Here is a 21646-nt window from a genome sequence, read left to right on the forward strand (position 1 = left end):
TAACAATCAAAATCAATTTTCCCAATCACATCAAAATAAAAATTCATAAAACAATATATTTTTTAAAATCAATAACTTAGTAAAAAATTTAAGCCAAAAAAAACCTCAAATCAGGGGAGATTTGAGGCATAAAACTTTAAAAATTTCGTTTTTAAATCCACTAAAATAAGTGGCGCAGCGGACGGGACTCGAACCCGCGACCCCCGGCGTGACAGGCCGGTATTCTAACCAACTGAACTACCACTGCACGGTAGCTGATGACGACGACCCAAACTTGTCAAATTGGTGGGTCGTGACGGATTCGAACCGCCGACATTCTGCGTGTAAGGCAGACGCTCTACCAACTGAGCTAACGACCCATCGTCTGTGGTGGGTATTATAGAGAATTTATTTTTGCTGTCAACGATTTTTTTTGGCAAATATTAAAATTTTTTAAAAATTTTGCTGAGCATGTCATGTGGCTGTCACATAAAAACCCTATCATACCTACATGGCCAGCAAGGTCATAGCTAACAATAAGAATAATAAGATAACAATAATAACAATGTCTCTATCGCTTGTCACCCAAAGGATTTAATTCCCCCAATTAAATCCTTTTTATTTTTTTCTATCACGCCTTTTCTCACTTCTGCGCCAGTAGTGCTTTGATATCCGCTTCAAGGTCTTGAGGGGCTTTGGTCGGTGCAAAACGATCTACGACTCTGCCGTGTGGGTCAACTAAAAACTTGGTAAAGTTCCATTTAATGGCGTCGCCCAACATACCTTTGCCCTGTGGCTGTGATTTTAAAAACTGATACACAGGATGGGTGTCTTTACCATTGACGTCAACTTTCGCCATCATCGGAAAGGTCACGCCATAATTGATTTGGCAAAACTCACTAATTTGCGCTTCATTGCCGGGATCTTGCTGACCAAATTGGTTGCAAGGAAACCCCAACACCACCAATCCTTGGTCTTTGTAAGCTTGGTATAGCTTCTCTAAGCCCTCAAACTGTGGGGTAAAGCCGCATTTGCTTGCGGTATTCACAATCAATACGACTTTACCTCTAAGGGTGTCAAAATCAAATAGCTGACCCCGAATATCGGTCGCGGACAATTGGTAAAAATCTTCCATAGTAAATCTCCTTATTGTTAGTTAAAAAGTTGTTAGTTAAAAAATTGTAAGTTTTTCTTGCATTATTATGCTGACAAGCGTAGTTTATCTATTGGCAGTTATCCGCCGATATTTATACTGTAGTTTTGTCAGTATTTCTGACAAACCATTGATAAAATTCATTGATATTCAAATGGAATTCCCCCGCTATGCACACTGACGCTAAACTATCGGCTGGACAACGCTTGACGCAGCTGCGTAAAAGCAAAGGCTTGACCACTGCTGAACTTGCCGATTTAATGACCCAAGCTGGTGCTAAAGTTAGCCGTGCCGCGATTTCTAATTGGGAGCGCGGCTCCAATGGCATCGTGTCCAATAAACTGCCTGTGCTTGCCAGTCTGTTAGGCTGCAGCGAAAGCTATTTGCTATCGGGTACTGGTGTGGAAAGTCATAACGTCAACACCCAAGCGTTAGCACCGCATATACTCAATGACACTACTGTAGCACAAGCATCAAGCGATGCCAATCAAGCGAACCCGTGGCAGGATCAAACCACTCAACCGACGATGCCTGCTACTACCAATTTTCAACCCAACCATTCTAAACCTAATCCCAAACCCAACCCCAAACCTAATCCCAAACCTAGTAGTGATGTATCTACCATGAAAACTTTGAACAAATCCAACAAACTGCAAAACGTGTGCTATGACATTCGCGGTCCTTTGCTACAAACTGCCAACCGCATGGAGACACAAGGTCATAAAATCATCAAACTTAATGTCGGCAACCCTGCCCCATTTGGGTTTGAAGCGCCGCAAGAGATTTTATCAGATGTGGCGATGAATTTGCCCAATGCGATTGGCTATTCAGACTCTCAAGGGATTTTTGCCGCGCGTAAAGCGATTTTGCAGTATTACCAAGCCAAAGGATTGTTAGAAGCGGTAGACGTTGCTGATGTGTATCTGGGCAATGGTGTCTCTGAACTGATTGTGATGACCATGCAAGCGTTACTGGATGATGGCGATGAAGTGCTGATTCCTATGCCTGACTACCCGCTTTGGACAGCGGCGACGAATTTGGCAGGGGGTAAAGCGGTTCATTATCTGTGTAATGAAGCAGACAACTGGCAGCCAGATATTGCCGATATCGAAAGCAAAATCAATGAACGCACCAAAGGCATTGTGGTCATCAACCCAAACAACCCAACAGGCGCGCTTTATTCTACCGAAAATTTAAAAAAAATCGTGGCACTGGCAGAAAAACACGGGCTTGTACTGATGGCGGATGAGATTTATGACCGCGTGCTGTATGATGATGCCGTGCATGTACCGATGTGCACCCTTGCCAAAAACTGCTTGGTTATCTCGTACAATGGGTTGTCAAAGTCGCACCGTATCGCAGGTTTTCGCTCAGGCTGGATGATGTTATCGGGTAAAAAACACCATGCGGCTGATTTTATTGAAGGGTTAACCATGCTATCATCGATGCGGCTGTGCGCCAATGTCCCTTCACAATACGCGATTCAAACGGCGATGGGTGGCTATCAAAGTATGCAAGCCTTGACTGCACCAACCGGTCGCCTGTATCAGCAGCGCAACATCGCTATCGAGCGCCTAAACGCCATTAAAGGTATCTCATGTACCATGCCACAAGGGGCGTTTTATTGTTTCCCAAAAATTGACCGTGAGATTTATCCAATCGAAGATGATATGCAGTTTATGATGGAATTATTACTGCAAGAAAAAGTCTTGATGGTACAAGGTACGGGCTTTAACTGGCATGCACCTGACCATTTTCGCGTGGTATTTTTGCCCAATGCATCAGATTTGCATGAAGCGATGGATCGACTTGAGCGCTTTTTTGCCACAAAACGCCAAGAATATGGCACTGATTAATGTTTCATTGAAACAAAAAACCCCGACGATTCGGGGTTTTTTATTGTGAGCAATTAATTACATAAAGCTGTTGAGATAAAGCCCTTGTGATTAACCCAGTAACTCCGTTAAAAATACGGCGATGATACCAATCGGTGCGACAAATTTTACCACAATTTGCCAAATAGTCCATTTCATGCCATCGAGCCCCAATTCACGTTTTACCGATTCTTGGTTGATAAACCAGCCGATGAGGATAATGGTACCCAAACCAATCAAAGGTAGCATGATTTTACTGGACGTATAATCTAGCGCGTCAAAGATACCTTGTGGGATGTCTTTACCGTTTTTGTGGATAGTAAATACCGCAAAATCAGACAATTTATTAAATGACAATAACGCAAGTACACCCACTGCCCACGTTGCCACTGCCCCTACTATCGTGCAGATTTTACGGCTCATTGGGGTTTTTTCTTCCAAGAATTCGACAATGGGCTCAAGAATTGAAATCGACGACGTCAATGCCGCAAAAGTCAATAACAAGAAGAATAAAGTACCCACCACCACACCTAGGCTCATTTGACCAAAGGCGATTGGCAGGGTCACAAACACCAAACCGGGACCTGCCGCTGGATCCAGATGATTGCTAAATAAAATTGGGAAAATCGCAAGACCTGCCGCCAATGAGAAGATAATATCCCAGATAATCACCGTACGCGCGGTTGCCAATAAATCAACATCTTGTTTTAGGTATGAACCATAACTCACCATGATCGCCATGCCCAGTGACAGACAGAAGAACGCATGTCCTAGCGCTGCCATCAGTACTTTACCCACACCAACTTCCTGCATACGCTGCAAGTCAAACTTAAACAAAAACTCTGCGCCTTTGGCAAAATCCATATTAATCGCGTTATATCCCACGATAAATAATAGGATAAAAGCCAACGCAGGCATCATGATTTTCGATGCTTTCTCGATGCCTGCTGATACACCGCCTGCCACAATTAGCGCCGTCAAGCCCATAAATGCCGTGTGCCACAACGTCATTTCGGTTGGATTGGCTAACATCGTCTCAAAAATTTTGCCTGTGGCATCGGCATTGAGACCACCAAATGCATTGATACCCGCTTTTAAGGTGTAATTAAGCGACCAGCCGCCAATCACACTATAAAATGACAAAATCATAAAAGCGGCTAAAATACCAAAGTAGCCAAGCAGACTCCAAGCAGGTGACGTGTTATTGGCTACCGCCGCTTTGCGAAAACTTGCCGCTGGGTTACTTTGTCCACGGCGACCAATCAGCCATTCAGTGACCAACACTGGAAAACCAATAAGCGCGATACTGATAATAAACACGATAACAAATGCCGAGCCACCGCTATCGCCTGTCATGTAAGGAAACTTCCAAATACTGCCAAGACCGACCGCAGAACCCACGGCAGCCATCAAGAACCCAATCTTTGAGCTCCACTGGGAATGAGACAACTTGTGATTAGTGCTCATAATCCCTCCCTAATCGAATGTAAATAAATGAAAAAATTGCAACGAGAATCTTGCAGTATGTAGATTTTTCATGAATCAATAGTTAATGTCAAACTTTCTTTTCATAAAACCCAACCAAAAGTTATACAAGCAAGTCATTATTTTTTTGCAGTTATATAAAATATAATAAAATCAAATATTTACAATAGTTATTTTTAAAATTCATTAAACGCAAATTATTTTTATACTAAATATTACTTTTTGGAATAAATAATTTTTTACCTATTTGATGCCGAATTGTTGGCAAAACCAAGCGGTTAATGTCAACGGTTTAAACTTGCACAATTGTGGGGATTTTAATAGCAATTTTTTGCCATTAAAGGTAAAATTTCATTCTTAAAAAAATTGCACATCCAAACGTGTTGACCGTTCGCAGAATGATGACAAGGGACTTATTGATGACGCAGCCTTATAACGTGTTATTCCTATGCAAGCACAATGCTAGCCGTAGCCTAATGGCAGAAGCGATTTTGAATAAAATTGGCGGTGACCGTTTTGTAGCCTATAGCGCAGGCGTTGAGCCATCCACTAGCGCGCATCCATTCACCCTCGAGGTATTAAAACAAGAAGGTTATGACGTCACAGGCTTAGCGCCCAAATCCGTCAAGCAGTTTTTACAAGACAACGCGCCAAAGATTGATTTGGTGATTGGGCTGTGCAATTCTTTACAGCAACATGCGGACATTGATGGCAAATTCCCGTTAACCGCACATTGGCATATCAATGATACGGACAGTGTATCAGCCGATAGTGATGTGGAAAAAGCCGCCTTTAGTCAAGTATTACGCCAACTCTCTCAGCGCATCCATTTGTTGACAAACTTGCCCGAAGATAAAATCGAGCATTTGGCACATCCACCAGCCGATACCTAAAATGCCGATAAACGATTGTCCGTAAAAAAGCCCAGCTGTCTTGGGCTTTTTTTGTTTGTCTCATCTAGGTTTGTATCATACAAAGCTCAGCTGTCCATATAGGTATGGATGATATCTATGAATGCACTTTTTGCTGCATTAGCGCTTCAATCGCGGCCGTTGTTTTTGGCACATCACGGGTAAGAACCAGCGGCTCACCCTGGGTAATGACCACATCATCCTCAATCCGAATGCCAATACCCCGATATTTCTTGGGTACCAATGCATTGTCATGCGCAAAATACAAGCCTGGCTCAACGGTAATCACCATGCCTTTTTCAAGCTTTCTGGGTTTGCCGTCGTCGCCAGTATAGCGCCCTGCATCGTGCACATCTAAGCCAAGCCAATGCCCTGTGCCATGCATATAAAACGGCAAGTAGGCTTTATCGGCAATCAACTCATCGACATCGCCTGTCAAAATCCCTAACTCAATCAAGCCTTGGGTTAATACTTTAAGCGCAGTTTCATGATGGATTTTGCCATGCTCGCCTGCTTTTAGGCTGTTGATGGCGGCGATATTGGCATTTAGCACAATATCATACACCTGTTTTTGCACGTCGCTGAACTTGCCACTCACAGGAAAAGTACGGCTAATATCACCTGCATAGTGTTGGTATTCGGCGCCCGCATCTATCATCACCAAGTCGCCGTTGTGCAGCGGTTGGTCGTTTTCGACATAGTGCAAAATATTGGCATTGTCCCCGCCAGCAACGATACTATTATAAGAGGGTACGCAGCCGTATTGGGCAAAAGCATAGTTAACTTCAGCTTCCAGTCTGCTTTCATTCCCTTGATTTTTCTGCATCAAGGGTGCCACACTTTGCATGGCGCGAATATGCCCGTAAGCACTGATTTGGGCGGCGACTTTCATGCGTGCAATTTCAGACTCATCTTTTATCAGCCGCATTTCATTGATAAGGCTGTCAATATTGGTGATGGTATCGACCATACCTTCCCCGCGCTGCAGTTGCTTGGCTTGATTAAGCCAGCCAATCAGCTCATTATTAAAGCGGGCAAACACGTGTTTTTTACCAAAAATTAAGGTCGGCATCACCTCATCAATTTTGCCAATGGCAATCGCTTTATCCACGCCAAAATCTGCAGTTGCACCTTCAAGCCCTACGCGCTTACCATCCCAAATCTCACGTAGTTTGTCTTTTTCACGTAAAAATAACGTGTAGTTAACGGCATGGTCAGTTTTTTCCAACACCATGACGGATTCTGGCTCGGCAAAGCCCGTCAGGTAGAAAAAACTGCTGTCGGCGCGGTATTTGTACTCAGCATCGTTGTTGCGGATATGAGCGGGTGCGGTTTGCAAAATCGCAATGCTATTGTTTGGCAAGGCTTCAGCAAGTTTGGCACGGCGTTTGGCAAATTGGCTTTGGGGAAGCTTGGGCAACAACTGTATGGTTAATTGATTTGACATGATATTTCCAGAAAATTTAATGGCTGTCACAGCATTGTTGAAGAATTTGCTGTAAGAAGCTTTCGCATTTTGCTAATTGGTTTAGACTGACAAATTCATTGGCTTTATGGGCATTGCCAATATCGCCAGGTCCGCAAATCACCGTCGGAATGCCTGCATTGGTAAACTGCCCGCCTTCGGTGGCATACGCCACTTTATGGCGCTGCTGTTCATCCACCAAATTTTCAATGAGCTGTTGCAAGGCTTGGCTATCTTTATCGGTCATCGCAGGGACATTTTCGTTGCGAGTTAGCTCAATGCCCGTGTCGCTGTCAATGGCGTGCATCTTAGGCTCAAGGGTTTTGATAAAGGCGCGAATCGGCTCAATCACTTGGCTTTCATTCATGTGCGGCAAATTACGGTAATCAAAGGTGAATTCGCACAGGTTAGGCACGATATTGGTTGCTGTACCGCCGGTAATAGTGCCGACTGACAAGGTCGAAAATGGTACGTCAAACGCCATGTCTTGGTCGTTACGTTGTTGCAATTGTTCGGCAAGTGTATCAATAAAATTGATAATTTTGCTAGCATAGCTGATAGCATTGACGCCTTGCGGGGTCAGCGATGAATGTACTGATTTGCCATGCACGCGGCAGCGATACACTTGGATGCCTTTATGCGCGGTGACCATTTTCATCATGGTCGGCTCACCGACGATACAGTAGTCGGGCTTAATCCCTTGCGCTTTTAAATCTGCAAGCAGTAATGGCGCACCCAAACAACCTACCTCTTCGTCATACGACAGTGCCAGATGAATCGGTTTGTTGAGCATCCTATCGCGGCTTGCTTGCACCACAGTAGGCAACAGGGTTAAGGCACAAGCAATAAAGCCTTTCATATCACAAGCCCCACGCCCGTATAGCTTATCTTCAATAATGGTCGCCACAAACGGATCGGTATCCCATGCCTGCCCATCAACAGGCACCACATCGGTATGCCCGGAAAACACAAAACCCCCTGTCGTTACGGTATCACCCTTACCCATCGCAGGGACAGTCACAAAGAGGTTGGCTTTGGTATTATCGGCATTAAAGGTCAAACGTGGCGACAACCCCAACTGCTCACAATAGCCCGCCACATACTCAATCAATTGCAAATTGGAGTAGCGACTGACAGTGTTAAAACCAATCAGCTTTGTTAACCAGTCTACGGCGTTGGATGGATAGCCCATAGTCGTTCCATTTTTCTCAAATTTTAAACCATTAAAACACCCTATCAGGGTAAATCTAGTCGAAATAGGGTATTAACATCAACTCGGCTTTTTACCTGTCATGGCATCTATAACCATATGGGTAACAAAATCATCATTGGTATCTTTTTCTGCTTCCCAATCGAGTTCATCATCCCGTAGTTGCTCAATAAAATCCAAATGCTCCTCATCAATCTCTTGGGCTTTGCCCACAGGGCGATTTAGCGCAAATCCTGCGATGAGCGGCAACTTGGCGACTGATTTACGCACTCGCCCTTGTGACACACTCACAGGAATCATGCGCACAAACTCAAGTAGCTCCATATATTCAACTTCGCCTTCAGCATTGTCTGTGCCTTGCAGCGCCTCATCATACGCATCAACCCGCAGCGCGCCGATTTTTGCCAAGTCATTAAATAGGCTATTTTCTTCCGGGCGTAGCGCACTATCGGTGACGCCAAAGCCTGTCAAAAAGCCATTTGCCCAGTTCTTAAGTGCCATCAAACGCTCATAGAGTGGATGGTCATCATCGGGCAACAACGGCATAAACTGATAGCTATCGGCATCATCGGTTAACACCGCCACCATATCCTCGCCTTCTTCGGTCACTATCTCTAACGCTTTTGGCTCAAGCTCGGTAAAGCTCAGCTCAGTCAGTAGCAGTTGCCACTCTTGCTCGGTTGGCGCATCACACACACTGAGCACCCCTGAGATTAGCCCATGTAACTCACTAATGGTGACGTCATGCCAATCCTCAAATGCTTGTGTCCAATCCTGCCAACCCGAAATATAATCATCCATCGCTTTACCCTTTTTTCACAAAAAATTATATCAACACTGAGATAATACTAGCCTTAATGCGGTCAACTATGGCATTATTAAAGTGGTAAAATAATATAAGTATCACTCAAATTTTAAGCCTTCACGCTATAGTTATACCAAAAAAACCTTTTGCTATTCATGTCAACGAGCGCCCATCACGTCGCTCTTGATGATTTACTTGATTATTCACTCGATTACTGACTAGACATCATATCATGAGCACCCTAATTGACCAACTGACCCAGCTACAAACCGCATTGACTAAGCTTCGCGACAAATATCAATTCGCCAGTAGCGAGCTAACCCGTATTAAAGCACAGCCAACTATTACCGCAGACCAACTGCAGGCGGTACAAGCTGAGCTCGATGCCAGCAAACAACTGCAGCAAAATTTAGAACAACAACTTGCCAGACAAGCCGAAGAGTATCAAGCACTCGAGCAGCGCTATCAGTCACTTGCCGAATCTCACAACATGCTAAGTACCGAATACGAACAAACCCAAAACCAATTACAGATTTTTACCGCACAAAATCAAAAACTGATTGAAAAAAATCGCGTTGCGGCAGAGCATACCAAGCTTGTGTTAGAACGCTTGGCAAAAATTGACAGCGAAAACTAACCCGCCTCTAGTTAAGCCAGCCTTAGTAATGTTTAAAACATTTGAATACGTTAGGAAAATCTTATGGCATCTGCCCAAAGCATTAAAAAAGTTGATATCCTGATCAATGGTCGTAGCTATACCATCAACTGCCCAGAATCCGAAGAGCCTGCGTTGCAGCGTGCGGCAAGCTATATTAACCAGTTTATGCAAGAGGTACGCCGCCAAGCGCCTCAGCTACCACAAGAAGAATTATTGGTACTGTGCGCGTTGACGTTGTTTGAAAAATCAGAAAACTTACAACGCTATCAAGAAAACGAAAGCCAAGCGCAAGACCTGGTGGGTAAAATGTTAGAAGACGTTGCGCGTTTTGCCTAACTTATTTAGTGTAAAATAGAATTCGACTAATTTTGAGCGCGCTGGTAGTGTTTGCCAGCATGAAAATCCGCTTGGTGTTCTTGATTACAAAAGAACTTATCCCCTTCTACAATCCCTCGCCACTCTGCTAACGTATGATGGCAAAAATCACACGCTCGCAGCTCGGTACTCTCGCCTGGCTGCGGCTGTAAATAACCTTGCGGTGGTCGCGGATACATCCATTTCATCCCAACCCAGCTAAGCCCCATAATCACCAAAACCACAAAAATTGCGGTAAACATCGCTTCACCTCATTGCCTAATGAACGAATCATCGTTGCCAATTAAGAATTATGACTGCCTGTTAATTAGCATTATAAGGTTTGATTATACTGCAAAAAATCGCGCATTGATGGGTTATTCGTGCTATGTTTAGGCTAATTTTACCAGTTGTAGCATTTTTCGGTTGTAGCATCTAAAGATTGCAATTGTAAACATATCATAAAGCGATATAATGTAGAATAATTTTATCTTGTAATGTCATCGCTGTTGCGACCCATAATTATAATAGCGGCATGATGCTTGCCTACCGTTCTAGACGGATACGACTAAAGGGATGACCCCATAATAAATTTTTACTGAAGGATTTTTCATGTCACACCTTGATTTAACCCCAGATGATAGCGTACCAACGCAGCTGCCGAGTGAGTCAATGGCCGCCGAAGCTACTACGCCAAACCAACCAGCAAACCCACAGCCAGTTTCTCAAAAACCTGCTCAGCCAACTTCTCAATCAGTTTCTCAGTCAACCTCTCAGTCATCAAGCCAATCGACTAGCCAAGCAGATTCTATGGTGGGGCTAAAAATTGCGGTGGCACAGCAGCAATTTATTGTCGGCGATGTCATCAATAATGCCAAAAAAATGGTAGAACTGGCTAAAGACGCCCGTGACAAGGGGGCTAATATCATTGTCTTCCCTGAGTTATCACTGCTGGGTTATCCGCCTGAAGATTTGTTATTACGTCCAAGTCTTGCCTCACGTGTGAAACTTGCTTTTGAATTGCTCTACACGGTCAAAGACATCGTGATGCTAGTGGGTTATCCGCACATTGACCCCAATGGCACATTTAACTCAGTGGCTATCATTCACAATGGTCAGCAAAAAGGCTTTTATCACAAACAATGCTTACCAAACTATGGTGTGTTTGATGAACGCCGCTATTTTAATACCGGTCACAACCAAGTGTTGTTTGACTATCAAGGTCTGACCATTGGACTACTCATCTGTGAAGACTTATGGCAAGACGCTCCCATTCGCGCACTCAAAGAAAAAGGTGCGGAAATCATCATCAGCCTCAATGCCTCGCCCTTTGAGCAAAACAAGCAAGAACAACGTAAGGCTTTATTAAAAAGTCGTGCGACTGAATACAATATCCCGATTGTGTATGCCAATAGCGTGGGCGGTCAAGATGACTTGGTGTTTGATGGCGGCTCGATGGTCGTCAACGCTCAAGGTAAAATCGTGCAAGAAGCGCCAAGATTTTTGCAGCATACCCTGTATGTGGTTGCTCGTCACGATGCCCAAAGCGGTCAAGTGATATTATCAGAACAGCGCAAATCACCGCTTGCGCTCAGCCAAATCGCTGAAACTTATCAAGCGCTGGTTGTCGGCTTGCGTGATTATGTCAATCATTCTGGCTTTAAAGGCGTATTGGTTGGGTTGTCAGGCGGGATAGACTCGGCGCTCACGCTATGTATCGCGGTCGATGCACTGGGTGCAGATAAAGTTTATGCAGTCATGATGCCCTATGAGTACACCTCGCAAATCAGCCTGCAAGACGCGCAGGCGCAGGCGCACCGACTCAACGTGTCTTATACCGTGTGCCCGATTCATGCCGCTGTTGAAGGCATGCGCCATACGCTAGAGCCGATGTTTAGCAATACCACCGCCGACACCACGGAAGAAAATATCCAAGCCCGTGCGCGTGGGATGATTTTGATGGCATTGTCCAACAAATTTGGTCATCTAGTCATCACCACTGGCAACAAATCAGAGATGGCCGTGGGCTATGCGACACTATATGGAGATATGGCAGGCGGATTTGATGTCTTAAAAGATGTGTATAAAACCCAAGTATACGCCCTCGCCAACTATCGCAACCGCCTAGAAGAAACGCCGGTGATTCCTGAGCGTGTGATTACGCGTCCGCCTTCTGCCGAGCTTCGCCCTGACCAAAAAGACCAAGACAGTCTACCTGATTATGATACCCTCGATAAAATGCTGGAGCTGTATATCGATCGCGACTTTGGGTATGATGCGATTGTAGAAGCCGGTTATGATAAGGATGTAGTGAAAAAAGTACTCAGCATGGTAGACCGCAATGAGTACAAACGTCGTCAAGCGGCTATTGGCACCAAGATTACCCACCGCGCCTTTGGGCGTGAGCGTCGCTACCCACTCGTCAACCACTGGTCGCTAGAGTTTCCAAAACTCTAATTTCCAAGATTCTAAGGTTGGACAACATAAAAGGACTGCGATTTGGCAGTCTTTTTTTTATCTGTCGCAAAGCATTTATCACAAAGCATATATCGTAAAGCTTGCACGACAGTTATGTCACTGTCACATCCAAATGCAAGCTTTCTTTAATCTCTTCCATCACAATCAGACTGTGGGTTTCTACCGCCGCTGGCAATTGTTTTAAGATATTGCCTAGTAACTTGCGGTAAGAACTCATCTCTTTTAGCCGCGCTTTGACCAAAAAATCAAACTCACCCGAAATCAAATGACATTCCAGTATCTCTGGAATTTCTGACAGTTTTTTGCTCACTTGCTCAAAGACATCACCTGACTTGGTGGATAACTTTATCTCCAAAAATACCAACAAGCTTTTATTGATTAAATTGGGATTTAACCGCGCATGATAACCTGTGATAATACCTTCACGCTCCAGCCGTTTAACTCGGTCTGAGCAAGGCGTGGTTGATAGGTTAACTCTAGCAGCCAATTCGCTGATAGAAATTCGGGCTTGCTGTTGCAAGATTTCAAGGATTAAACGGTCGGTACGGTCTAAAGTACGCATAGCAAAATGAAAACCCTGTTTTTTGATGATTGACATGATAAAACCGATAATATCAGCAAAATTCTAGCACAAAAACAGCAAAATTCACTGCAAAACTTTACTTATACTAGCAAAATTAACTGATAATTAAGCAGATATTGGGGGTGGGTATGCGCGTATTGGTACTGGGTAGTGGCGTGATTGGGGTGACAAGTGCCTATTATTTAGCCAAGCAAGGTGTAGAAGTCACGGTGATTGACCGCCAAGCAGGTGCCGCACAAGAAACCAGTTTTGGCAATGCTGGGCAAATCTCCCCAGGCTACTCTACCCCTTGGGCAGCCCCTGGTATCCCATTGAAGGCGGTTAAATGGTTATTTCAACAACACGCCCCTTTAGCCATCAAATTAGATGGTAGTCTGTGGCAGTTACAATGGATGCTACAAATGCTCAAAAACTGTAATGCCAAGCGCTATGCCATCAACAAAGAGCGTATGGTACGAGTGGCAGAATACAGCCGCGACTGTCTGCAGCAGTTGCGTCAAGACACCGGCATTAGCTACGAAAACCGCTCACAAGGTACCTTACAAGTTTTTCGTAAACCCGCCCAACTAGAGGCTGTACAGCAAGATATTAAGGTGTTGCAAGATTCAGGCGTGCCTTTTAAGCTGATTGACAACAGCAAGGCGTTGGCTGATATTGAGCCCGCGTTGGCAAATGCCACTGATAAGCTGGTTGGTGGATTGCATTTGCCGCATGATGAAACAGGCGATTGCTTTTTGTTTTGCCAAGCATTAGCGCAACAAGCCAAAGCGCTAGGGGTGAATTTTTTATACAATCAAACCATCGAAAAACTGGTAGTCGACGCTGGGGCGATTAAAGGGGTGATAGTAAATGGTGAGTTATTAACGGCAGACCAGTATGTATTGGCGTTGGGCAGTTATTCGCGGGCGCTTTTGCAACCGCTACAGCTTAATCTGCCTGTATACCCTGTCAAAGGCTATTCACTGACTGTACCGATTATCAATGCTGATTTAGCGCCCCAATCAACGGTGCTTGATGAAACCTATAAAATCGCCATTACTCGCTTTGACAACCGCATTCGCGTGGGCGGTATGGCAGAATTAAGTGGTTTTGATGTAACGCTAAACCCCCAGCGCCGTGCTACACTCGAAATGGTCACGCAGGACTTATTCGCAGGCGGTGATTTGCCAAACGCAAGTTTTTGGACAGGGCTACGTCCGATGACCCCCGATAGCACGCCCATCATTGGCGCGACTCGGTATCGCAATTTATTTTTGAACACAGGACATGGCACATTGGGTTGGACAATGGCGTGTGGCTCTGGCAAATTAATTAGCGATTTGGTGCTCGGCAGAACGCCTGATATTCGCATTGATGGCTTATCATTACAGCGTTATGCCTAGTATCTATTCTCTTTCAGAAATACCTGTAAATAGCATTTGAAAAGACTATGCATAAATAACATTTATCCATTTACAAGTACAAGGAAAACACCATGACCGCACACATTCAACGATTCGATAGCAATGACTATCTAAGTGAAATTACCATTTTTAACCACGTGGTGTACCTCGCAGGACAAGTGCCAAATACCGACACTGCCGATATCCACACACAAACCAAAGAAGTGCTAGACAATATCGACGCCATGCTCGCCAAAGCCAATAGCGACAAATCACGTCTGCTAACTGCTCAGATTTTTATCAAGGATTTGGCGGATTTTGAGGTGGTGAATAGCATGTGGGGCGACTGGCTAACCGATTGCCCAAAGCCTACCCGTGCGACAGTCAAAGCTGAGTTGGTTAATCCTTTGTGGAAATTAGAAATTGTCGTAGTCGCAGCGCAAAATACCATAGACTAAATAAACCCATAACCGCTCAAAACGTTAAATAAAAAAGGTGCATAAATCGCACCTTTTTTATTTTGTCTAACCTCTACATTAATAGCTCACGTTTACCACTTTTGGTCATGCCGCTCACCAAGCCCGCCTCTTCCATGGCATCAACAATACGTGCTGCGCGGTTATAGCCGATACTAAATTTGCGCTGAATGCTTGATGCAGAGACTTTACGGGTTTCGAGCAAAAACGCCACCACGTCATCATACAGCGGGTCTTCTTCGCCATTGCTAGATCCGCTAGCATCGCCACCGCTTGGCGCAGAGCTTAGCTCAAAATTATCAAACATATTATCAATATAATTAGGTGCGCCACGCTCGCGCCATGCATCACATACACGGTTGACTTCCGCATCGCTGATAAAAGCACCATGTACACGGTTAGGCTCGATTTGACCAGGTCCTAAAAACAGCATATCCCCATGCCCAAGCATATCCTCTGCGCCACCGGCATCCAAAATGGTACGCGAGTCGACTTTTGAGTTGACGCGAAGTGCGGCACGGACGGGAATATTGGCTTTAATCAAGCCAGTAATCACATCCACTGAGGGGCGCTGGGTCGCCAAAATCAAATGAATCCCTGCAGCGCGCGATTTTTGCGCCAAACGTGTAATCAATTCCTCCGCTTGTTTGCCCACCTGCATAATCATGTCGGCAAACTCATCCGCCACAATCACAATTTGTGGTAACGGTTTTAATTTTGGCGCTCTATCTTGGCTGACACTGTCATTGGGTCGCCACAGTGGATCCAGTAACGGTTCACCACTTTGTTCGGCTGCCATGACTTTTTTGTTGAATTCATCAAGCTTACGCACTTTGAATAATGACATCAGCTGATAACGACGTTCCATCTCAGCCACACTCCACGCTAGAGCACTGGCTGCTTCGGTCATATCGGTGACTACGGGGGTGAGCAGATGCGGAATATCGCCATAGTTGGCAAGCTCGAGCTGTTTGGGGTCAATCAAAATCAATCGCAGCTGCTCTGGTGTGTATTTGAGCAGCATTGACAATAACAGCGAATTCACCAACACTGATTTACCCGAACCTGTGGTACCTGCTACTAGCATGTGTGGCGCTTTGGCTAAATCCGCAATAATCGGTCTACCTGCAATATCTTTGCCCATTGCCATGCTGATTAAGCCATCGGGGTCTTGATAAGCTTCAGTTTTCAGCAGCTCGATGAGTCGTACCATTTGGCGCTGCGGATTGGGCACTTCGATACCGATATAAGGTTTACCTGGAATGACTTCTACCACACGCACCGATGCCATGGATAGCGACCGAGCCAAGTCTTTGGCAATACCTGTTACCTTGCTTGCTTTAAGCCCTGGCGCCAGCGACACTTCAAAGCGTGTCACCACCGGACCCATTTGCGCATTGACCACTTCTGCTTTGATATTAAACTCTTGTAGCTTGATTTCTAACAGCGCTGACAACTGCTGCAACTGTTCGCGGCTGTAGCTTGGCTTGCGGTCAGGGTCAGGCAAATCAAGCAGCGATAACTCAGGTAACGGGCTTAAATTGGCACGATAAGCTGCGGTTTGCATGGCACGCGATTTCTGACTAAATAGGCTATCGTCATTGATATCAAGCGGCTGATTGACCTGAGGCGCTGCGGGCTGTTCGATTTGGTCGAGTAGCTCAGACTCCACTGACCGACTATGGGTCGGTATTGAAGACGTTATTTGGTCGGTATCAATCTCGTTACCAGCAATCTGGGTGACGGCTTGCACTGGACGTGCTATTTGGGTTGGCATCGGACTTGCTGCAGGGGTTGAAAATTCCGCTCCCACAGATGCGGTGGCATTGTCATTTGGGGCATTAGCGCTATCTTGCGCTGGGGCTTGTCGCATACCCAATAACGATGCGACTGAGGTAGGTGGTGTTTCAATACCTTCTGCTTCAACGCCTTCTGTCTTAATGCCCTCGAATGGTGGCTCTAGTACAGGATTTTGTGATAATTCATATCCAGCATCTACGCTATCTGCTAAATCATCCAAATTTGACAACCCAATAGCCGCGTCCTGTCCAGCCATCTCTCGACTAGTCATAGGCTCAGAGATTCGTTTATCTGCTAGCTCACCTGTGCCTGCGGCAAACATCATAGATGCGTCATCGATAGTTGGCATAGCTGGCGATACGTCTACACTATCTACACTAGGCTGCTTTGTCTGAGTTGGCTCAGTGAGTTGCGAGTCTACCTGTATCGAATGAGGTCTGTTTAAGGTAGGCATTTTAAACGGTTTTTTAATGATTTCACTTTGCAGTTTTTCATCCAGTTTTTTGGTCAGCTTGGTGTTTGCCACATAGGTTGAGCTGACGGGTTTAAATGGATTGGTGGCATCGTTTTCTTCGAGCCATTCATAATCTTTGATTTCACTAAAACCCGTTTCATCCAAAAACGCATCGAGTGGACTGCCAACAAATGCCTCATCATCCGCTAGACGACTACTGTCGTAAGCCGTTTGCTCTGCGTCATGGGAGGCTAAAGGCAAAGGCAGTTGTGCGGTGTCGTTTGGTTTTGCTTGGCTTGCTTCTTGAGCAGTCGCTTTGAATTCAGTATTGGTTTCTTCTTCATCTGCGGCTTCAGCGTGTAGGCGGCTGCGAATAGCTTGACCCGATAAAATCTCATGCCAATGTAAATCAAAGGTAAACGTCACGGTGATCGCAATAAACACCAATAAAAACAGCAAAGTCCCCCAGTAGGTTAATAAACTACTAAGCCCGTTGCCCACGATTTGCCCTATCATGCCTTGCGCCAACCAGCCAAACGACAACACGCCTGTCAGCCCTGCGGTGGCAATGATTAAAAAGATATAACCCAAAAAACGTAACAAGCCATTAGGCTCTACGTCATGGCGCCATACATTCCAAGCTTCATAACAGGCAATAACGATGAGCCACCAGCTTGCCGCGCCCAAAAACGCATACAAAATATCAGCTAGCCACGCACCACCCGTGCCTGCCAAATTACTGACTTCATTTGCCGCACTACTGATATGCGACCAACTAGGATCATTGGCAGAATAACTGATGAGGGACATGACTAACAACAATGCTACGATTAGCCAGATAATCGTAAGCACACTTTGACGAATATAATAAGACAACGCAATTTACCTTTGAATTTGAACCTGCTTTGGATAAGCCGTAAGCCAACGCTTTGCTGCGCCATGACTGACTGATAATGATTGTGAAAAAACAATGATTTTGGGGAAACGTTGATTAAAATCACCCTTTTAATCGACTATCATATCAAATCTCAGTGGTGCGTTGCTGAGCTTTTTTTGCGAAAAATTGCTTTGTTAAATCGGCCAATTCAAGCCCCATGATAAATGCGGTTTGAGCCAACAAAGCCGAAAGTTAGGGTATTTTTTGATAACGAGCTAACGCCATTTTTGAGCGTTGCTTGAGCGTTGATTTCGCGATGAATCTGTTATAAAAATAACATTTACTTGCTATTTTCGATGTTAGCCCCTATCTTACTTATGAATCAAAAATTAGCCTATTTTATTATTTAGTTTATTATTCAGCGATTGTTAGGAAAGACGTATGTCAGAAATCATCCATCACCAGCTTATTATTTTGGGTTCAGGTCCAGCGGGTTATTCTGCCGCCGTGTATGCAGCGCGCGCCAATTTAAAACCGGTCATTATCACAGGTATGCAGACTGGCGGGCAGTTGACTACCACCACTGAAGTTGATAACTGGCCGGGCGATCCACAAGGCTTGACAGGTCCTGACTTGATGGTACGCATGCAAGCCCATGCCGAGCGTTTTGGCACCCAATTGGTGTATGACCATATCAACCAAGTGAACCTAACTCAGCGACCCTTCACCTTAGTGGGCAATAGCGCCACTTACACGTGTGACGCACTCATTGTAGCGACAGGGGCATCAGCGCAATACTTGGGTCTCGCCTCTGAACAAAAATTTATGGGGCTTGGCGTTTCTGCCTGTGCGACCTGTGATGGGTTCTTCTATCGCGGTAAACCTGTGGTGGTGATTGGCGGTGGGAACACAGCGGTTGAAGAAGCCTTGTATCTATCAAACATCGCAAGCCACGTCACCCTAGTGCATCGACGTGATAAATTAAAATCAGAAAAAATTCTGCAAGACCAATTATTTGAAAAACAAAAAAATGGCAATGTGACCATCGAATGGAACAGCCAAGTCAAAGAAGTGGTGGGTGATGACGCAGGCGTGACGGGTGTGGTGATTGAAAACCTCCAAGACCAATCTACCAAAACCATCAACGCCCCTGGTATGTTCGTGGCGATTGGGCACAAACCCAACACCGATATTTTCCAAGATCAGCTTGAGATGAATAATGGCTATATCGTGGTCAAAAGCGGTCTAGATGGCAATGCGACAGCGACAAGTGTCGAGGGCGTGTTTGCTTGTGGGGATGTGGCAGATCATATCTATCGCCAAGCGATTACCTCGGCAGCTACGGGTTGTATGGCGGCGTTGGATGCAGAAAAATATTTAGATATCGTCAATCTAGCGAATGCCGATACCACGGTATCAGCCAACACCACTGCTGTTTAGCTAATGCCTTGAACAATGCCATTGCCAAATCACCACCCATTACAACGCCCTTTAGGTTGCCGTTATCAATTTCCCGACCCGATGGCGGCAGACCCTGACGGTGAAGGCTTGATTGCGCTAGGGGGTGATTTGGCAGCTGATACCTTAGTGTGTGCTTATTGCCAAGGCATGTTCCCGTGGTTTAATGAAGGCGAGCCCATCGCTTGGTGGTCGCCTGACCCGCGCTGTATTATTTATCCTAGCGATTTTTGCGCCAGTAAAACCCTAAAACGGCGTATCAAAAATGCAGGTTGGACGTTTTCCATTAATCTTGCCTTTGCTGAGGTCATTGCCGCCTGTGCTGATACCCGCACCTATGCCCAAGCTTCTGCATCAGCCACTTGGATCAGCCCCGCTATGATTGAAGCGTATACAGCGCTCCATGCCGAGCAAGTCGCTTACAGTGTCGAGATTTGGGATGATGATGAGCTGATTGGTGGTCTCTATGGGCTAAAGCTAGGACAAGCATTTTTTGGTGAAAGTATGTTTCATCGAGTCACAGATGCGTCTAAAGCGGCTTTTTTTGTGCTAATGCAGCTGTGTGCACATTCCCAATTTGCTTGGGTAGACTGTCAGTTACCTAACCCACATTTGATGCGTTTAGGTGCCTCCATCGTACCCAGAGCCGAATTTTTAGCTGGGCTCGCGCAACAATTAGCGCTACCTAGTATTGATTGGTCATCGATTTGCGGTCAAAAATTACCACTCAATCAACTGTTAAATGAGGATTTTATGACTTATTACCTACCTCCAACTACGCAAGCTTAGGTAAGTTCAAGGCATTTAAAAGCACCAATGACGTTAAAACCACCCCATCCTCCTACCAGTCTAGCATTGACCAGCCAATTGACGCCGCTGCATCAATGTAGTTATTTGCCCGACCGTGCAGCACGTTTAGAACTGATTGAATTAGCAAAGGATGAACGTTTAGATACGCCTATTTTTTCTCAGTTTTCACGGCTCGGGTATCGGCGTAGTGGACAACATTTATATCGCCCTGTATGCTTTCATTGTCAACGCTGTATCTCTACGCGTGTAGTAGTTAACGAGTTTGAACCCAATCGTACCCAGCGCAAACTGTGGCAAAAATCGCACGAGATGGATGTGGTAATTACGGCTTGTGATGATGCCGATGAATCACATTTTATGCTATATGCTCGCTATATCTGCGCTCGACATAGTGATGGCGATATGTATCCACCCAATTTACAAGGGTTTAAACAGTTTCTACAATATAGCTTTACCCAGTCATTTTTTATGGAGTTTTGGCTTCATGATGAATTAGTCATGGTGGCAGTTTGCGACCAATTAGATGACGGCATATCCGCGGTATATACTTTCTATGATCCCGATGCAGCCATAAATAGTTTGGGCACCCTTGCGATACTTACCCAAATTGACTATGTTAAACGTCTTGGATTACCTTATTTATATTTAGGTTTTTGGGTACCAGATTCGGATAAGATGGCGTATAAATCGCGTTTTTATCCCAGTGAGTTATTAATCAATCAACAGTGGCATCGCTTCGATGAGGTTGTCACAGCCGCGCAAGTTGAGCCAATGCTTCAACAGGCGATAAAAGCGCATTATCTAAACATGTGGAATACTACTTAGCATTTAATTTAGCATTGAATTTGCGCTGCATAATTAACGCATGGGTTTTGGTCATGTCATGATTATCGTAGTAATTCTTGCGAACGGCAATCTGTTCAAACCCATGTTTTTGATAAAATGCAATGGCAGTATGATTATCTTCTCTTACCTCTAATAGCACCCGCTCGGCACCCGTTGCTTGGCACATTTGCGCCATAGCCGTTAACAATTGGCTTGCAATACCTTGCTTTTGATAATCGCGACAAGTCCCAATTTTTAAAATCTCTGCATCTTCAAATATGTGGCTGTAAAAACAATAGCCGACCAATCGCTGATTCAACTCGTCTGTCGCATAAATTATATGGTTAAATGGCTGCGCCAGCAGGGAATTGATTTGCGCAGCCGACCAAGCATCGTAGACAAATAGCTCGGATTCAATTTGTGCCAGCTGCGCCAGTATATTGTCGGCACCATTATCTTGTGTACTCGTCTTATCTAACTTATATATCTGTATTGCAGTCATAATTTATTTCCATAAAAAAAGAGCCACCGAAGTGACTCTTTTGTATGCATATTAACGATTAGTCGTTAACTTTAGCAACAACACCCGCACCTACAGTACGGCCACCT

Annotated in this window: 19 protein-coding genes and 2 tRNA genes; 10 read left to right on the forward strand and 11 right to left on the reverse strand. The window is 45.0% G+C overall.

Going from position 1 to position 21646, the window contains the following annotated elements:
• Positions 1 to 170: 170 nt before the first annotated feature.
• The 3 genes from RTS10_RS10725 to RTS10_RS10735 form a co-directional block, all read right to left on the reverse strand.
• Positions 171 to 247 (reverse strand) — tRNA-Asp (locus tag RTS10_RS10725).
• Between the two features lie 36 nt (positions 248 to 283).
• Positions 284 to 359: transfer RNA gene (locus RTS10_RS10730), tRNA-Val, on the reverse strand.
• 263 nt (positions 360 to 622) lie between these two features.
• On the reverse strand, positions 623 to 1114 hold the full coding sequence (locus RTS10_RS10735) for a glutathione peroxidase (RefSeq protein WP_312540288.1): 492 nt from the start codon (positions 1112 to 1114) through the stop codon (positions 623 to 625).
• A 188-nt stretch (positions 1115 to 1302) separates the two neighbouring features.
• Here RTS10_RS10735 and RTS10_RS10740 point away from each other — a divergent pair, with 188 nt between their 5' ends.
• Positions 1303 to 2988: an aminotransferase class I/II-fold pyridoxal phosphate-dependent enzyme gene (locus RTS10_RS10740; protein WP_312540289.1), complete on the forward strand. Its 1686-nt coding sequence runs from the start codon at positions 1303 to 1305 to the stop codon at positions 2986 to 2988.
• Between the two features lie 90 nt (positions 2989 to 3078).
• Here RTS10_RS10740 and RTS10_RS10745 read toward each other — a convergent pair whose 3' ends face one another.
• On the reverse strand, positions 3079 to 4473 hold the full coding sequence (locus RTS10_RS10745; RefSeq protein WP_312540292.1) for a sodium-dependent transporter: 1395 nt from the start codon (positions 4471 to 4473) through the stop codon (positions 3079 to 3081).
• 437 nt (positions 4474 to 4910) lie between these two features.
• On the opposite strand from RTS10_RS10745, the gene RTS10_RS10750 reads away from it, so the two are divergent.
• Positions 4911 to 5384: an arsenate reductase ArsC gene (locus tag RTS10_RS10750; RefSeq protein ID WP_312540293.1), complete on the forward strand. Its 474-nt coding sequence runs from the start codon at positions 4911 to 4913 to the stop codon at positions 5382 to 5384.
• A 115-nt stretch (positions 5385 to 5499) separates the two neighbouring features.
• Here RTS10_RS10750 and RTS10_RS10755 read toward each other — a convergent pair whose 3' ends face one another.
• The 3 genes from RTS10_RS10755 to RTS10_RS10765 form a co-directional block, all read right to left on the reverse strand.
• Positions 5500 to 6849, reverse strand: coding sequence for an aminopeptidase P N-terminal domain-containing protein (locus RTS10_RS10755; RefSeq protein WP_312540294.1), 1350 nt, complete (start codon positions 6847 to 6849; stop codon positions 5500 to 5502).
• A gap of 16 nt (positions 6850 to 6865) precedes the next feature.
• The gene (gene argE / locus RTS10_RS10760) at positions 6866 to 8059 is read right to left on the reverse strand and encodes an acetylornithine deacetylase (RefSeq protein ID WP_312540296.1); all 1194 of its coding nucleotides are present in this window, start codon (positions 8057 to 8059) and stop codon (positions 6866 to 6868) included.
• A 78-nt stretch (positions 8060 to 8137) separates the two neighbouring features.
• Positions 8138 to 8878, reverse strand: coding sequence for a UPF0149 family protein (locus RTS10_RS10765; protein ID WP_312540297.1), 741 nt, complete (start codon positions 8876 to 8878; stop codon positions 8138 to 8140).
• Between the two features lie 236 nt (positions 8879 to 9114).
• On the opposite strand from RTS10_RS10765, the gene RTS10_RS10770 reads away from it, so the two are divergent.
• Positions 9115 to 9519, forward strand: coding sequence for a hypothetical protein (locus RTS10_RS10770; protein WP_138018825.1), 405 nt, complete (start codon positions 9115 to 9117; stop codon positions 9517 to 9519).
• A gap of 63 nt (positions 9520 to 9582) precedes the next feature.
• On the forward strand, positions 9583 to 9876 hold the full coding sequence (locus RTS10_RS10775; RefSeq protein ID WP_007115956.1) for a cell division protein ZapA: 294 nt from the start codon (positions 9583 to 9585) through the stop codon (positions 9874 to 9876).
• A 26-nt stretch (positions 9877 to 9902) separates the two neighbouring features.
• Here RTS10_RS10775 and RTS10_RS10780 read toward each other — a convergent pair whose 3' ends face one another.
• On the reverse strand, positions 9903 to 10157 hold the full coding sequence (locus RTS10_RS10780) for a hypothetical protein (RefSeq protein ID WP_101965116.1): 255 nt from the start codon (positions 10155 to 10157) through the stop codon (positions 9903 to 9905).
• 547 nt (positions 10158 to 10704) lie between these two features.
• Here RTS10_RS10780 and RTS10_RS10785 point away from each other — a divergent pair.
• Positions 10705 to 12351 (forward strand): NAD+ synthase, encoded by a 1647-nt coding sequence (locus RTS10_RS10785; protein ID WP_186303417.1) that lies wholly within the window; start codon positions 10705 to 10707, stop codon positions 12349 to 12351.
• Between the two features lie 112 nt (positions 12352 to 12463).
• Here RTS10_RS10785 and RTS10_RS10790 read toward each other — a convergent pair whose 3' ends face one another.
• Complete coding sequence (locus RTS10_RS10790; RefSeq protein ID WP_050326005.1) at positions 12464 to 12934, reverse strand: winged helix-turn-helix transcriptional regulator; 471 nt, start codon at positions 12932 to 12934, stop codon at positions 12464 to 12466.
• Between the two features lie 149 nt (positions 12935 to 13083).
• Between RTS10_RS10790 and RTS10_RS10795 the strand changes: the two genes are divergently transcribed.
• Both RTS10_RS10795 and RTS10_RS10800 read left to right on the forward strand, forming a co-directional pair.
• Positions 13084 to 14337, forward strand: coding sequence for a D-amino acid dehydrogenase (locus tag RTS10_RS10795; protein ID WP_312540300.1), 1254 nt, complete (start codon positions 13084 to 13086; stop codon positions 14335 to 14337).
• A 92-nt stretch (positions 14338 to 14429) separates the two neighbouring features.
• Positions 14430 to 14795, forward strand: a complete 366-nt coding sequence (locus RTS10_RS10800) for a RidA family protein (protein WP_065253256.1) — start codon at positions 14430 to 14432, stop codon at positions 14793 to 14795.
• Positions 14796 to 14868: 73 nt separating this feature from the next.
• Here the strand turns inward: RTS10_RS10800 and RTS10_RS10805 are convergent, their stop codons facing one another.
• Positions 14869 to 17943 carry a DNA translocase FtsK gene (locus RTS10_RS10805; RefSeq protein WP_312540301.1) on the reverse strand — a complete coding sequence of 1025 codons (3075 nt, stop codon included), beginning with the start codon at positions 17941 to 17943 and terminating at the stop codon, positions 14869 to 14871.
• A gap of 442 nt (positions 17944 to 18385) precedes the next feature.
• Here RTS10_RS10805 and trxB point away from each other — a divergent pair, with 442 nt between their 5' ends.
• Genes trxB through RTS10_RS10820 form a run of 3 tightly spaced genes read left to right on the forward strand, consistent with a single transcriptional unit; the run spans position 18386 to position 21037 of the window.
• Complete coding sequence (trxB, locus tag RTS10_RS10810; protein ID WP_095356915.1) at positions 18386 to 19384, forward strand: thioredoxin-disulfide reductase; 999 nt, start codon at positions 18386 to 18388, stop codon at positions 19382 to 19384.
• A gap of 15 nt (positions 19385 to 19399) precedes the next feature.
• The gene (gene aat, locus RTS10_RS10815) at positions 19400 to 20191 is read left to right on the forward strand and encodes a leucyl/phenylalanyl-tRNA--protein transferase (protein ID WP_095356916.1); all 792 of its coding nucleotides are present in this window, start codon (positions 19400 to 19402) and stop codon (positions 20189 to 20191) included.
• Positions 20192 to 20218: 27 nt separating this feature from the next.
• Complete coding sequence (locus RTS10_RS10820) at positions 20219 to 21037, forward strand: arginyltransferase (protein ID WP_312540303.1); 819 nt, start codon at positions 20219 to 20221, stop codon at positions 21035 to 21037.
• Here the strand turns inward: RTS10_RS10820 and rimI are convergent.
• On the reverse strand, positions 21030 to 21539 hold the full coding sequence (rimI, locus tag RTS10_RS10825; protein WP_312540304.1) for a ribosomal protein S18-alanine N-acetyltransferase: 510 nt from the start codon (positions 21537 to 21539) through the stop codon (positions 21030 to 21032). The two genes, RTS10_RS10820 and rimI, sit on opposite strands and share 8 nt — an antisense overlap.
• Positions 21540 to 21646: the final 107 nt, after the last annotated feature.

The sequence above is a fragment of the Moraxella sp. CTOTU47616 genome, from assembly GCF_032017465.1.
In the GTDB taxonomy this organism is placed as follows: domain Bacteria; phylum Pseudomonadota; class Gammaproteobacteria; order Pseudomonadales; family Moraxellaceae; genus Faucicola; species Faucicola tetraodonis.